This is a genomic window from Luteimonas sp. FCS-9 (assembly GCF_001014645.1).
Taxonomy (GTDB): domain Bacteria; phylum Pseudomonadota; class Gammaproteobacteria; order Xanthomonadales; family Xanthomonadaceae; genus Luteimonas.
This window is the reverse complement of sequence record NZ_LASZ01000035.1, coordinates 1-13568: the sequence shown is the minus strand read 5'-3', so window position 1 is coordinate 13568 and position 13568 is coordinate 1. Positions and strand designations below refer to the sequence as shown.

Annotated in this window: 10 protein-coding genes and 1 tRNA gene; 6 read left to right on the top strand and 5 right to left on the bottom strand. The window is 71.4% G+C overall.

Translation table 11 applies throughout. From position 1 onward, the window contains the following. Positions 1–1138 (bottom strand): Hsp70 family protein (locus WQ56_RS17185; RefSeq protein ID WP_047138363.1); only part of this gene is annotated, 1138 nt, incomplete at its 3' end. 137 nt (positions 1139–1275) lie between these two features. On the opposite strand from WQ56_RS17185, the gene bfr reads away from it, so the two are divergent. Beyond that, entirely contained in the window at positions 1276–1773 is a 498-nt protein-coding gene (gene bfr, locus WQ56_RS17180) for a bacterioferritin (RefSeq protein ID WP_047138362.1), read from the top strand. Between the two features lie 188 nt (positions 1774–1961). On the opposite strand, the gene WQ56_RS17175 is transcribed toward bfr, so the two are convergent. Together WQ56_RS17175 and parC are read right to left on the bottom strand one after the other, a co-directional pair. Further along, positions 1962–2627 (bottom strand): thiopurine S-methyltransferase, encoded by a 666-nt coding sequence (locus WQ56_RS17175; protein WP_047138361.1) that lies wholly within the window; start codon positions 2625–2627, stop codon positions 1962–1964. A gap of 113 nt (positions 2628–2740) precedes the next feature. Further along, positions 2741–4984 (bottom strand): DNA topoisomerase IV subunit A, encoded by a 2244-nt coding sequence (gene parC, locus WQ56_RS17170; RefSeq protein WP_047138360.1) that lies wholly within the window; start codon positions 4982–4984, stop codon positions 2741–2743. A gap of 135 nt (positions 4985–5119) precedes the next feature. Between parC and WQ56_RS17165 the strand changes: the two genes are divergently transcribed. The 3 genes from WQ56_RS17165 to WQ56_RS17155 all read left to right on the top strand — a co-directional run bounded on the left by WQ56_RS17165 (position 5120) and on the right by WQ56_RS17155 (position 10492). Then, entirely contained in the window at positions 5120–5893 is a 774-nt protein-coding gene (locus WQ56_RS17165; RefSeq protein ID WP_082132509.1) for a Crp/Fnr family transcriptional regulator, read from the top strand. A gap of 172 nt (positions 5894–6065) precedes the next feature. Further along, positions 6066–10175, top strand: a complete 4110-nt coding sequence (locus tag WQ56_RS17160) for a chemotaxis protein CheB (RefSeq protein WP_047138359.1) — start codon at positions 6066–6068, stop codon at positions 10173–10175. Positions 10176–10279: 104 nt separating this feature from the next. Continuing rightward, entirely contained in the window at positions 10280–10492 is a 213-nt protein-coding gene (locus WQ56_RS17155) for a hypothetical protein (RefSeq protein ID WP_047138358.1), read from the top strand. 21 nt (positions 10493–10513) lie between these two features. Here the strand turns inward: WQ56_RS17155 and WQ56_RS18905 are convergent, their stop codons facing one another. Then, positions 10514–11830 (bottom strand): sigma 54-interacting transcriptional regulator, encoded by a 1317-nt coding sequence (locus tag WQ56_RS18905; protein ID WP_047138357.1) that lies wholly within the window; start codon positions 11828–11830, stop codon positions 10514–10516. 306 nt (positions 11831–12136) lie between these two features. On the opposite strand from WQ56_RS18905, the gene WQ56_RS18900 reads away from it, so the two are divergent. After that, positions 12137–12715: a DUF892 family protein gene (locus tag WQ56_RS18900; RefSeq protein ID WP_156170612.1), complete on the top strand. Its 579-nt coding sequence runs from the start codon at positions 12137–12139 to the stop codon at positions 12713–12715. On the opposite strand, the gene WQ56_RS17140 is transcribed toward WQ56_RS18900, so the two are convergent. After that, on the bottom strand, positions 12712–12942 hold the full coding sequence (locus WQ56_RS17140; protein WP_047138356.1) for a hypothetical protein: 231 nt from the start codon (positions 12940–12942) through the stop codon (positions 12712–12714). The genes WQ56_RS18900 and WQ56_RS17140 overlap by 4 nt on opposite strands. Positions 12943–13236: 294 nt before the next feature. On the opposite strand from WQ56_RS17140, the gene WQ56_RS17135 reads away from it, so the two are divergent. Further along, positions 13237–13323 (top strand) — tRNA-Leu (locus WQ56_RS17135). The last annotated feature ends 245 nt before the right edge of the window (positions 13324–13568 follow it).

The following is a 13568-nucleotide window of genomic DNA, read 5'->3' as shown; positions in this document are numbered from 1 at the left end:
CCAGGTCGCCGCGGCCGGCATCGACGCGCAGGCCGGGCTCGATGAAGTCCAGCGGCTGCCCGGCAGTGTCGTCGGCGCTGAGCCGGACCTTCATCGCCTCGATGCCGCGGTACAGCCGCGTGGTCCCGCCCTCGTCCTGCAGCGCCCGCAGGCGCGCGCCGTACGGCGCCTCGACGTCGCGGTAGTCGTGGCGGTGGAACTCGCGCTGGCGCGGCAGGTCCTGCACGGTCGCGGCCTCGACGAAGTGGTGCACCGGCGTGCGCGTGACGCCCTTGCCGAACAGCGGCATCGCGCGCGCCAGGCTCAGCGCGACGTCGACGTCGGTGCCGCCGTTGGCGATGCCCCAGGCGCGGTGCACCTGCGGCGCGGTGTCGCCGCCGATGCTCGCCAGCGCGATGTCGGTGGTGCCGCCGCCGACGTCGACGACCAGCGTGGTCTGGCGCTGCGGGCTGATCGCGTGGTGGTGCAGCGCGGCCGCGGCCGGTTCCTCGAGGAAGTGCACCGTATCGAAGCCGGCGATGCCCGCGGCCTCGCGCAGGATCGCCAACGCCTGTTCGCCGCCGGCCTCGCCCATCGAGCTGCGGAAGCGCACCGGGCGACCCAGCGTGGCCTCGCGCACGGCGGTGCCCAGCTGCCGGCTGGCGGTGAGCCGGATGTGCTCGAGGATGTGCGCGGCGATGCCGGCGATCGTGGCGCGCGCGCGCGGATGCAGGCTGAAGCCGAGCATAGACTTGGGCGACTGCACCAGGTTGCCGGTGCCGTCCTCGAGATAGCGCTCGATCGCCTCCTCGCCGAACACCGCGTCCTGCAGGTCGGCGACCGAGGTCTGCGCCTCGCGCATCTGCCGCTCCAGCCACTGACGGCGCACGATCCGCACCGCGTCGCCGCGCAGCTGCGCCTCGCCGCGTGCAGCGGTGCCGGCGCGGGTCTGCGCGGCCTTGAGGTCGCGCACGATCTCGGCGACCTGCGCTTCCATCGCATCGGTCAGCGCGAAGTCGGCGGGGTCGGGCACGGCGCGCGGGAAGTACACCGCGGTGCGGAACTGCGCCTGGCCGCCGAAGCGGATGTGCTCGAGCCGGTCGCCGACGCGCGCGGCGGCGGCCGAGTAGCTGGTGCCGAAATCGATGCCGATCCTCATCTGCGCGTCCCGGGGGCAAAGGGGCGGGGGAGTCTACGCGGCCCGCCCTGAGAATGCGAAATGCATGCATTTGCATCCGATCATCGTCGCGCGCGACTGGGCATACTGCGCGCATTCCAGAGCCCGCGAGCCCCCCGATGAAAGGCCATCCCGAAGTCGTCGACTACCTGAAGTTCCTGCTGCGTGGCGAGCTCGCCGCGCGCGACCAGTACTTCATCCATTCGCGCCGCTACGAGGACCTGGGCCTGCACCAGCTCTACGCGCGGATCAACCACGAGATGGAGGAGGAGACCCAGCACGCCGACGCGCTGCTGCGCCGGATCCTGTTCCTCGAAGGCGATCCGGACATGCGGCCCGAGGCGTTCGAGCCGGGCCGCACGGTCGAGGAGATGCTGCGCAAGGACCTCGCGCTCGAGTACGCGGTGCGCGACCACCTCGCCCAGGGCATCGCGCTGTGCGAGCGCCATGGCGACTTCGTCAGCCGCCAGGTGCTGGTGACGCAGTTGTCGGACACCGAGGAGGACCACACGTACTGGCTGGAGAAGCAGCTGCGCCTGATCGAGATGATCGGCCTGCAGAACTACCAGCAGAGTCGCATGGGCGAGGCCGCCGGCACGCACGCCGGGGTCGGCTGAACATGGCCAGCCGCCCGTAGGAGTGCGCTTGCGCGCGATGGGGCTTCAATGGGACAGCCTCATCGCGCGCAAGCGCGCTCCTACGGGTTCAAGCGCGCTCCTGCAGCTTCGAGCGCGCTGCTACGGCTTCAGCGCAACCTCGACGTGTTCACCGATGGTCAGAAGCCGCTTCGCGCGCGAACGCGCGCCTACGGGGTCTGGATGCGTTCGGTCAGGTATACCGCTGTCGACAGCGCGGTGACGCCTTCGGCGGCGAAGCGCGGCTCGTTGGCGAGGATGTCGCGCCGCTCGCGTGCCTCGATGCGCCAGTCGGCGTCGAGCAGGGCATGCACCTCGTCGGCGTCGACCGAGAACGGCGGCCCGGCCTTCTGGTGCTGGGGATACTCGAGCGTGATCAGCAGTCCGCGGCAGCCGGCCGGCAGCCGGCGCCACGCGGTCGCGGCATAGGTCGCGCGCAGCGCCGGCGGCAGCGCGATCAGCGCCGCGCGGTCGTAGATCGCCGCACAATCGGCCAGCACGGCGGCATCGAGCGCGAACGTGTCGCCGACGATGAGTTCGTACGGGCCGGCGACGTGATGCAGACCGGCCGCGGTCTCGTGGATCTCCGGCACCAGGCCGCGCGCGTCGAAGAACGCGCGCACCGCGAGCGGCGACAGCTCGACGCCGAGCACGCGGTGCCCCTGTCCGGCCAGCCACGCCATGTCCAGCGACTTGCCGCACAACGGCACGAACACGCGCGCATCCGGCGCGAGTCCGAGTGCCGGCCAGTGCGCCACCAGCAGCGGCAGCGGCCTGTCGAGATGGAAGCCGATGCGGTCGGTCGCCCAGCGGTCGTGCCAGAACTCGGGATGCATGCAAGTGCCTGTCTATGGATGCCGTAGGAGCGCGCTTGCGCGCGATTGGCCCTGCCGGGAAAGCCTCTTCGCGCGCGAGCGCGCTCCTACAGGGGGTGACGGGCTGCCGGGCGCTACTCGACCGACAGGCCTTCGACCTTCTGCCAACCGCGCGGCAGCAGGCCGCCGCGGCTGGCGCGCGCGCCGAGGTAGGCGTCGAGTTCCTTGAATGCCAGCGTCATCGTGCGCGCGCCCGAGCGCACCAGCAGCGCGCTGCCAGGCGAGACCACGGCCAGCGCCACGACCTGCTCGGTGCCGCGCTTGGCCTTGGGGATCTCGATGATCTTGTTGCCCTTGCCCTTGTCGAGTTCCGGCAGCTCGGCGACCGGGAACACCAGCAGGTGACCGGCGCTGGTGACCGCGACCAGCCGGTCGGCCTGCGCGTCGCGGACCGCGGCCGGCTGCAGCACCGTGGCGCCGGGCGAGAGCGAGAGCATCGCCTTGCCGGCCTTGTTGCGGCCGGTGAGGTTCTCGAACCGGGTCACGAAGCCGTAGCCGTGCGAGGACGCGACGACGAAGCGGCCGTCGTTGTCGCCGGCGGCCAGGGTCTGGAACGCCGCGCCGGCGGCCGGCGAAAAGCGGCCGGTCAGCGGCTCGCCGTTGCCGCGCGCCGACGGCAGCGAATGGGCGATCGTCGAGTAGCTGCGGCCGTTCGAGTCGAGGAACGCGACCTGCTGCGTGCTGCGCGCGCGCGCGAACGCCAGCAGGCGGTCGCCCTCGCGGTACGACAGCCCGGCCGGGTCGACGTCGTGGCCCTTGGCCGCGCGCACCCAGCCCTTCTCGCTGACGACGATCGTCACCGGCTCGCTGGGCACCAGGTCGGTCTCGGCCAGCGCCTGCGCCGCGCCGCGCGCGACCAGCGGCGAGCGGCGGGCGTCGCCGTACTTCTTCGCATCGGCCAGCAGCTCGTCCTTGATCAGCTTGCGCAGCTTGGCCTTGCTGCCGAGCGTGGCGATCAGGCGGTCGCGCTCGGCCTCGAGCTCGGCCTGTTCGCTGCGGATCTTCATCTCCTCCAGCCGCGCGAGCTGGCGCAGGCGGGTCTCGAGGATGTAGTCGACCTGCTCGTCGCTGAGACCGAAGCGCGCCTGCAGCACCGCGCGCGGCTCGTCCTCGGTGCGGATGATGCGGATCACCTCGTCGAGGTTGAGGAACGCGATCAACAGGCCGTCGAGCAGGTGCAGGCGGCGCTCGACCTTTTCCAGGCGATGGGTCAGCCGGCGGGTGACGGTGTCGGTGCGGAACTGCAGCCACTCGCTCAGCAGCGCCTTGAGATGCTTGACCTGCGGCTTGCCGTCGAGCCCGATGACGTTGAGATTGACCCGGTAGCTCTTCTCCAGGTCCGTCGTCGCGAACAGGTGGCCCATCAGCTGCTCGGCATCGACCCGGTTCGAACGCGGCACCAGCACCACGCGCACGGGGTTGGCGTGGTCGGACTCGTCGCGGATGTCCTCCAGCCACGGCAGCTTCTTGGCGCGCATCTGCGCGGCGATCTGCTCGATCACCTTCGACGGCGAGACCTGGTAGGGCAGGGCGGTGATGACGATGTTCGCGTGTTCCTTCTCGAACGTCGCGCGGGCGCGCACGCTGCCGTGGCCGGTCTCGTACATCTGCAGCAGGTCGGCCGCCGGGGTGATGATCTCGGCGCTGGTCGGATAGTCGGGGCCGCGCACGTGCTCGCACAGGTCGCGCACCGTGGCGTCGGGGTCGTCGATCAGGCGCACGCAGGCGCTGACGATCTCGCCGAGGTTGTGCGGCGGCACGTCGGTGGCCATGCCCACCGCGATGCCGGTGGTGCCGTTGAGCAGCAGGTGCGGCAGCCGCGCCGGCAGCCACGAGGGCTCCTCGAGCGTGCCGTCGAAGTTGGCGGTCCAGTCGACCGTGCCGTGGCCGAGCTCGGAGAGCAGCATCTCGGCGATCGGGGTCAGCTTGGACTCGGTGTAGCGCATCGCCGCGAACGACTTGGGATCGTCGCTGGACCCGAAGTTGCCCTGGCCGTCGATCAGCGGGTAGCGGTACGAGAACGGCTGCGCCATCAGCACCAGCGCCTCGTAGCAGGCGCTGTCGCCGTGCGGGTGGTACTTGCCGATGACGTCGCCGACGGTGCGCGCGGATTTCTTGGGCTTGGCGGCCGCGCCCAGGCCGAGTTCGCTCATCGCGTAGACGATGCGGCGCTGCACCGGCTTGAGGCCGTCGCCGATGAACGGCAGCGCGCGGTCGAGCACCACGTACATCGAGTAGTCGAGATAGGCGCGCTCGGCGAATTCGCGCAGCGGCAGCTGCTCGAAGCCATGGAAGGCGGGACGGACGGACTCGGTCATCGGGACTGCGGGTGCGGGGGAGCCGGCGATTCTAGCGGTTGCCGGTCGCAGGGGACGAGCCGGGCGCACCGGGCGACGGGCCCCGGCCGGCCGCGGGTGAAGGAATTTCACCCGGCCGCGTTATCATGCCGTCCCATGGATACCAAGCTGCGCGCGCGCGGAGTCTCCGACCCCGCCTCCCCTGGCGCCCGCCATCCGCTGTCGGGCTCGGCCCGGCGCGCCTCCCACTCGGGCTGCGAGGCCTGCCTGACCCGGCACCTGGCGGTCTGCGCCGCGCTGCCGGCCTCCGAGACCCACGCGCTCGAAGCGGCGGCCGGCGAGCTGGTCCTGCCGGCCGGGGCCACGCTGGTGCACGAGGGCGGCACGCGCCGCGACGTCTACACCGTGACCCGCGGCATGCTGCGCCGGGTGCGGCTGCTGCCCGACGGCCGCCGCCTGGTCGCCGGGTTCCTGATGGAGGGCGACTTCATCGGCTTCAGCAGCGCGGCGCACTACAAGCACACGATCGAGGCGATCACCGAGTGCGTGCTGTGCGTGTTCCCGATGCAGAACATGCGCCGGCTGTGCGAGCGCTATCCCGAGCTCGAGGCCGGCATGCTCGCGCAGGCCTGCACCGAGCTCGACGCCACCCGCGCCAGTCTGATGCTGCTGGGCCGGCTGGGCCCGAGCGAGCGGCTGGCCGGCTTCCTGGTCGACATGGCCGAGCGCCAGCAGCGCCGCGGCGGTCGCGTCGACCGCGTGGACCTGCCGATGACCCGCGCCGACATCGCCGACCATCTCGGATTGACGATCGAGACCGTCAGCCGCAGCTTCACCAAGCTGCGCCAGGCCGGCGCGCTCGCGTTCGACGATCCGCGCCGCATCGACCTCGTCGACCTGGCGACGCTGCGGTCCACCGCGGGGCTGTAGGCGAAGCGGCGGGTGGCAAGCGCCTGGCCGGTGCGCCGCGGCGCATAGTCTGGAATGTGGCCGTCTTCACGCGACGGGGCGTGCATGATGCGGTGCGTCATCATGTGATGCCGATTGGCAATGCGAATGACCGCAGCGCATGATGCCCGCAGGACGACTTCGCGCGACAGACATGACCGACAAGCACACTGGCGTTCCGCATGGACAGGACGCGGCGCTCCGCAGCCATCTGAAGTTTCCGGTCGTGGGCATCGGCGCGTCCGCCGGCGGTCTGGCCGCGCTGCGGCAGTTCTTCGAACAGATGCCCTCGACCGGTGGCATGGCGTTCGTCGTGATCCTGCACCTGTCGCCACGGCACGAGAGCCAGGCCGACCAGGTGCTGCAGCGCTGCACGCGGATGCCGGTGGTGCAGGTCAATGCGCCGACGCCGATCGAGCCCAACCACGTCTACGTGATCTCGCCGACCAAGACGCTGACGATGAGCGACGGCTACCTGCGCGTGGAGCCCGTCGACCGGCCGCCCGGTCGGCACGTCGCGATCGACCAGTTCTTCCGCACGCTGGCCGATGCGCACATGGACCGGGCGGTCGGCATCGTGCTGTCGGGCACCGGCAGCGACGGCACGGTGGGACTCGCCCGGCTCAAGGAGCAGGGCGGGGTGGCGATCGCGCAAACTCCCGAGGACGCCGAATACGAGGACATGCCGCGCAGCGCGATCGCCAGCGGCCGGGTGGATTTCGTGCTGCCGGTCGTGGACATTCCCGCCAAACTGGTCGATCTGTGGCGCAACGCCAGCCGGATCCAGTTGCCGCAGCCCGAGCCGCAGGCCGAGCACATCCTCGATACCGAACCGGCCAACAGCGTGGAGTCGGAACGCGCGCTGCGCGAGATCCTGGAGATCCTGCTCAACCGCACCGGGCACGACTTCCGCCACTACAAGCGCGCGACCGTGCTGCGCCGGATCGAGCGTCGCATGCAGGTGAGCCTGCTGAGCGAGCTGCCGGCCTACCGCGACCACCTGCGCCGCGACCTCGACGAGCCGCGCGCGCTGCTCGACGACATGCTGATCGGCGTGACGAACTTCTTCCGCGACCGCGAGGCCTTCGAGGCGCTCGAGCGCGACGTGATCCCCGGGCTGTTCGACACCCAGGAGAACGGGCCGCGCGTGTGGGTCCCTGGCTGCGCCAGCGGCGAGGAGGCGTACTCGATCGCGATCCTGCTCGCCGACCATGCCGACAACCTGCCGTCGCCGCGCAGCTTCCAGGTCTTCGCCAGCGACATCGACGAACACGCGATCGCGGCCGGCCGGGCCGGCGTGTACCCCGAGGCGATCCTGACCGACGTGCCGCCGGCACGGCTGCGGCAGTTCTTCTCCAAGGAGCAGAACCGCTACCGGATCAACAAGGTCATCCGCGACCGCGTGCTGTTCGCGCTGCACAACGTGCTGCGCGACCCGCCGTTCTCGCGGGTGGACCTGATCAGCTGTCGCAACCTGCTGATCTACCTCGACCGCGACATCCAGGTGCGGCTGCTGGAGATGTTCCACTTCGCGCTGCGGCCCGGCGGCATGCTCTTCCTGGGCAGTTCCGAATCGGCCGACGCGGCCTCGCAGTACTTCGAGGTCGTGGACAAGCGCAACCGGATCTTCCGCGCGCGGGCGCAGGCGCGGGGGCCGCGGCAGCTGGCGATGCTGCCCTCGCGCGTCATCGAGCCGAGCCCGATGCGCGAGGTGCCGCGCCATGCGCAACGCAAGGGCTTCTCGTTCGGCGACGTGCACCAGCGCGTGCTCGAGTACTACGCGCCACCGAGTCTGATCGTCGACCCCGATTCCAACATCCTGCACATGACGCCCGGTGCCGGGCGCTACCTGCGGTTCGCGGGCGGCGAGCCCAGCAGCAACCTGTTGACGGTGATCGACCCGACGTTGCGTCTGGAACTGCGCACCACGCTCTACCAGGCGCTGCACACCAATGACCGTGCCGAGGCGGTGGTGCGTTTCGAGCGCGCAGAGCCGGGCGATGGGCCCGTCCGGCAGTTGCGCATCTCCGCCCAGCCGTTCCGCGACCAGGAGGCCGGCTCGGACTTCGTGCTGGTGATCCTCGACGAGAGCGAGACCGCCCAACCGCGCGTGCCCGAGGCCGGGCGGCGCGCGGGCGAGGGCGATGCGCTGCTGCACCTCGAACAGGAACTGCAGCGGACCCGCGACCGGCTGCAGGCGACGATCGAGCAGTCGGAGACCTCGACCGAGGAGCTCAAGGCGTCGAACGAAGAACTGCAGGCGATCAATGAGGAGCTGCGTTCGGCCACCGAGGAGCTCGAGACCAGCAAGGAGGAACTGCAGTCGGTCAACGAGGAGCTGATCACCGTCAACCATGAGCTCAAGTCGAAGGTCGAGGAAACGGCGAAGATCAACGACGACCTGCAGAACTTCATCAGCTCGACCGACATCGCCACGGTGTTCGTCGACGCCGGTCTGCGCATCAAGCGCTATACGCCCAAGGCCGAGTTCATCTTCAACATCATTCCCAGCGACGTCGGCCGTTGCCTGCTCGACATCACCCACCGGCTGGAGTATCCGGACCTGGCCGACGACGCCGGCACCGCGTTCGAGACGCTGCAACTGATCGAGCGCGAGATCCGCAGCACCGACGGCAAGTGGTTCGTCGCGCGCGTGGTGCCCTACCGCACCGCCGAGAACAAGATCGACGGCGCGGTGCTGACGTTCATCGACACCACCAGCCTGCGCCCGGACGGCGAGCGCCGCAGCCAGGGCGATGCGGCCGGGCTGGCTTCGACCGACGTCGCGGTCATCGTCGCCGACGCCGAGCGCCGGGTGGTCTGGACCAGCGGCGGCGTCGTCGATTTACTGGGCTACGGCGAGCGCGACCTGCTGGGCAGGCCGGTCGACGCGCTCTACGGCGAGGAGGAACGCGGCGCCGGGCAGCCCGACCACGATTTCGCGCAGGCCGAGGCCGGCGTCCCGCTCGAAGGACTGCGCTGGTACACCAACCGCCGCGGCGACCGCACCCAGTGCCGGGTCGAGCTGTCGGCGGTGCGCGCACACGATGAGATCGCCTTCGTGCTGCTGCTCGGGGCGCGGCGCAGCAAGGGCGGCGCGCGTCCATGGGCCGGCCGTTACGAGGCCGACGCCTCGGTCACGCTGCGCGACGAGTTCCTGGCCGTGATGTCGCACGAGTTGAAGAACCCGCTGAACCTGATCAGCGTCAACACCGAGCTGATGGCCCGGCTGCCCGAGCTGCGCGAGTCGTCGAGCGCGGTCGCCTCGATCGAGACGGTGCGGCGCGCGATCCGCAGCCAGACCAAGATCATCGACGACCTGCTCGACATGTCGCGCATCCGTACCGGCAAGCTCGCGCTCAAGCCCGAGCCGGTCGACGTGGGCATGGTCGTCACCGAACTGGTCGAGGTCGCGCGGTTCGATTCGGCGTCGGCCGGCATCGAGTTCCGGATGCAGATCCCCGACGCGCCGATCATGGTGCGCGGCGACGCGGCGCGTATCGAGCAGATCGTCTGGAACCTGCTGAGCAACGCGATCAAGTTCACCCCGCAGGGTGGGCACATCGCGCTGATGGTCGGGGTCGAGGAGAACTACGTCCGCCTGCGCGTGCGCGACACCGGGCAGGGCATCGATGCGCAGTCGCTGCCGCGGATCTTCGACCTGTTCGGCCAGGGCACCGGCCGCGCCATCGGCAAGCGCGGCGGGCTCGGTATCGGCCTGTCGCTGGTGCGCCAGCTCGTGGACCTGCACGGCGGCCGCATCGAGGCGCATTCCGACGGCCCCGGGCGCGGCGCCACGTTCACGCTGTGGCTGCCGCGCTTCACCTATCCGCTGTTCGGACCCGGGGAGCCGGGCGGGCGGCACGACGCGATGCGCTGGGACGGACTGCGGATCCTGGTCGTCGACGACGACATCGGCACCGCCGAGGGGCTGGCGCAGTTGCTGGAGCTGCAGGGCGCGTCGGTCGTGGTCTGCAACGACGCCGAGCACGCGCTCGGCCGGCTCGGGACGCAGGCCTTCGACGTCGTGCTGTCGGACATCGGCATGGACGGCATGGACGGCTACGCGTTCGCCCGCAAGGCGCGCGCGCTGGAGGGCGGCGACCGGGTCGCGCTCGTGGCGCTGAGCGGCTACGCCCGGCCCAGCGACATCCAGGAGGCGAGCGAATCGGGATTCGATGCCCACCTGAGCAAGCCGCTGTCGATGGACGAGCTGGCGGCCGCGATGCGCGACGTGCTCGCCAAGCGGCATCAGGAGGCCTGAAGTACGCAGCAATTGCAGCGTACGTGCGGGCGCGCGTCCGGCAGGTCACGCGCGGTCCCGCGCGCGGGAGGACGATGGCGTCTCCTGTCGACGGAGGCGACCCCATGGGCCACAGCGAATCGAATGACCGTCAGCGCGGGCCGCTGGAGCGCAGGCGCGCGCCGGCCGGTCCGCGGGCGCGCGGAGAGTCCCCGGTCAAGCGCGACCAGGACGAACGCAACGACCCGGCCGTGCAGCCCGGAGCGGTCGATGGCGCCCCGCCGCGGGGCGACGAAGGTGCCGCGCGCGGCCTGCGCCGGTCCGGGCGCGACGACTGAGCCGCTGCAGGGGCGGCTCGCCTAGAGGGGGCCGTCGCCGTCGTCGCGCATGCGCGCCAGGTGGTTGTGGACCGTGCGCACGCTCACGCCCAGCAGGCGCGCGGCGGCCGTCTTGTCATCGCCGCAGTGGGCCAGGACCTTGCGCAGCGTCTCGCGCTCGAGTTCGGCCCAGGTCGTGCCGATCGAGAACACGATCGCGTCGTACGTCTCCACCGGCGGCGGCCGGCGCATCGCCTGCGGTGAGACGGCGACCTCGCGGCCGCCGGCGAGCACGCAGGCCCGCATGACCGCGCTGCGCAGCTCGCGCACGTTGCCCGGCCAGCCGTGCTCGCGCAGCGTGCGATGGCAGGAGGCGGCGAGCCGCTTGCGCATGTCGCCCTCGGCGTTGAACGCCGCCACGAAGTGCTCGGCGAGCAGGATCGCGTCGTCGCCGCGCAGGCGCAGCGGCGGCAATGGGATCGTGAAGTCGGCCAGCCGGTAGTAGAGGTCCTCGCGAAGCCGGCCCTCGGCGACCGCGCGCTCCGGGCTGCGGCTGGCGGTGGCGATAATCCGCGGCGCCGCCGCGTCGGCGGTCCCGGTCCGCTGGATGCCGCCGCGCTCGAGGATCTGCAACAGCGCGGCCTGCTGGTCCAGCGCCAGTTCGGTGACCTCGTCGAGCAGCAGCGTGCCGCCGCCGGCCTGCGCCATCAGGCCCGGATGCCGCGGGCCGTCGTCGTCGCTGCCCGGCAGCGCCTCGTCGCCGAGCAGCGTGCCGGCCAGTCGCTGGGCGGGGACCGCGGCGCAGCCGAGCACGGCCAGCGCACCGGGCCGGCCGCTCATGCGGTGGATCGCGTGCGCGAACACCTCCTTGCCGGTGCCGGTCTCCCCGGTCAGCAGGACCGAGGCCGACGAGGCCGCGACGCGGCGCGCGAGCTGCGCGGCCTCGAGGATCGCCGGGCTCGTGCCCACGACGCCCGGCACCGCCTCGTCGCGCGTCGCCTGCAGCTGCGCCGCGCGCCGGCGCAGCAACCGCAACAGCCGCTCGGGCGGGAACGGCTTGACCAGGTAGTCGGTCACCGGCGCGCCCAGCGCACCGATCGCGGTCTCGAGCGAGGGGCGGGCGGTCGCGATGACCAGGTCGCCGTGCTCGGGCTGCAGGCCCTGGATGAACTCCATGCCCGAGCCGTCGGGCAGGTCGAGGTCCACCAGCAGCAGGTCCATCTGTTGATGGGCGGCCGTCTCGCGCGCGTCCGCCAGCGTGCCCACGACGTAGGTGCGGAAGCCCTCGATCGCGGCGATGTCGGCGACCGAGGCCGCGAAGCGCCGGTCGTCGTCCAGGATCATCAGCGTGGGCTGCATCCGGCGCGCACCTCGGTATTCGTGGCGGCCATCATCGCGTGGACCCGTCAACCGCACGTCGCCACTGGCGCCGGACCGGGTGCCCGGGCTGCAGGAAGCGACGTCGCAGCTCCGCCGCCTGCCCGGGTCGGCGGTGTCCCTGTGGCGGCGCGATGCGCAGGTTCTGCACGCCGCGCAGCGATTGCGGCCTCCGGCACTGGCGCACATTCGGCGCGGGCGCAGGTCACGGAATGCGCGGCGGCCGTCGCCTAGCCTGCGGGTCCGCATCGTGCGGTCGGCAACGGAACGCGGCAGGGAGGGCATGCCATGGCATCTTGCGTCCATACTCGGCTGTTGTCGTGGCTGCAGGCAGCCTATCTGATGGAAGACCAGGCGCAGCGGCGGCTGCAGACGATGCTCTGCCACATCCGGCACCACCCGCGGCTGCGGGCGCGGATCGCCGAGCATCTGGTCGATACCCGGGTGCAGGCCGACGAACTGGCCGCGTGTATCGAGCGCCTCGGCGGCGCGGTGGCGCCGGGCGCGCCGGCCGCCGCACCGCCGTCGCCGCCCCATGCCGACGCGCTGCGCGGCGCGGGCTTCCTGCGCAGTCTGGAGATCAGCCACGGGCTGGAGAACATGGAGGCCGCCGCATACTGCGCTCTGATCGATGCCGCCGAGGCCGCAGGCGAGCCGCGGATCGCGGCGGTCTGCCAGCGGCTGCTGCACGAGGAACTGGCGATGGCCGAGTGGCTGCGCGACTACCAGGACGCGGTGCTGCGCCGGCTGCTGAAGCGGGAGGCCGCGCACGGCGCGCCGCCCCGTGGCGACTGCGAGGCGGCCGCCGGGACGCGTCCGGCCCCGGTGCATGCCCCGGCGGACCGTCCGGTCGAAGTGCGCCGCTAGTCGAGCCCGTCGCCGCGCGCCGGGGCGCGCACTAGTTGGAGGATGCGCTCGCAGTCCTGCTGCGCGCGCGCCAGGTTGCGCGCCGCGCCGGCCGGGTCGTCGTGCTGCAGCAGCAGGCCCACCGCCTCCAGCGCGATGCCGACGCTGTTGGCCGCATTGCGCAGGTCGTGCAGCCATGCGGCCTGCCGGGTCTCGACGTCGGGGGGAAGGGGCGGCGTCGGGGGCATCGGACCGGGCCTCGTGGCGGGACGGGAAAGGACGCGTCGTCCGGCGTACACCGCGCGGCGCGAAGGGCCGGCCTGGCCGGTCGCGACGGATCGCACGTCGATCCGCATGCCCGGTGTAGTCGCGTCGCCGTCGGCTGCACGTGCAGCGCCGCAGGCGATCGCGGCGGCCGACGGAAGGCGTTGCAGGCGTGCGTGCCGGACGCAACGGCGCAGGCGCCCGCACAGGCTGCGCGCGCGGCCGCGAAAACGCGTTGACAAGCCGGGCGCGGATCGACAACATACGCGCCCTGACCTGCCCAGGTGGCGGAATTGGTAGACGCACTAGCTTCAGGTGCTAGCGGGGGCAACTCCGTGGAGGTTCGAGTCCTCTCCTGGGCACCAGGTCATCGCAGCCTTACCGACTGCGACAACGAACCCGCCGAGTGCGGGTTTTTTTGTGCCCGGCCATGCAATGGCCGGCATCTTTCCGGATTGCGCGCTGGGCACAGCCCAGGCCGGAAGGCGGTCAACTCGGCTTACACGGCGCGTTGACACCGGCGCACGCGCACCGCAGAATGCGCGCCTGACCTGCCCAGGTGGCGGAATTGGTAGACGCACTAGCTTCAGGTGCTAGCGGGGGCAACTCC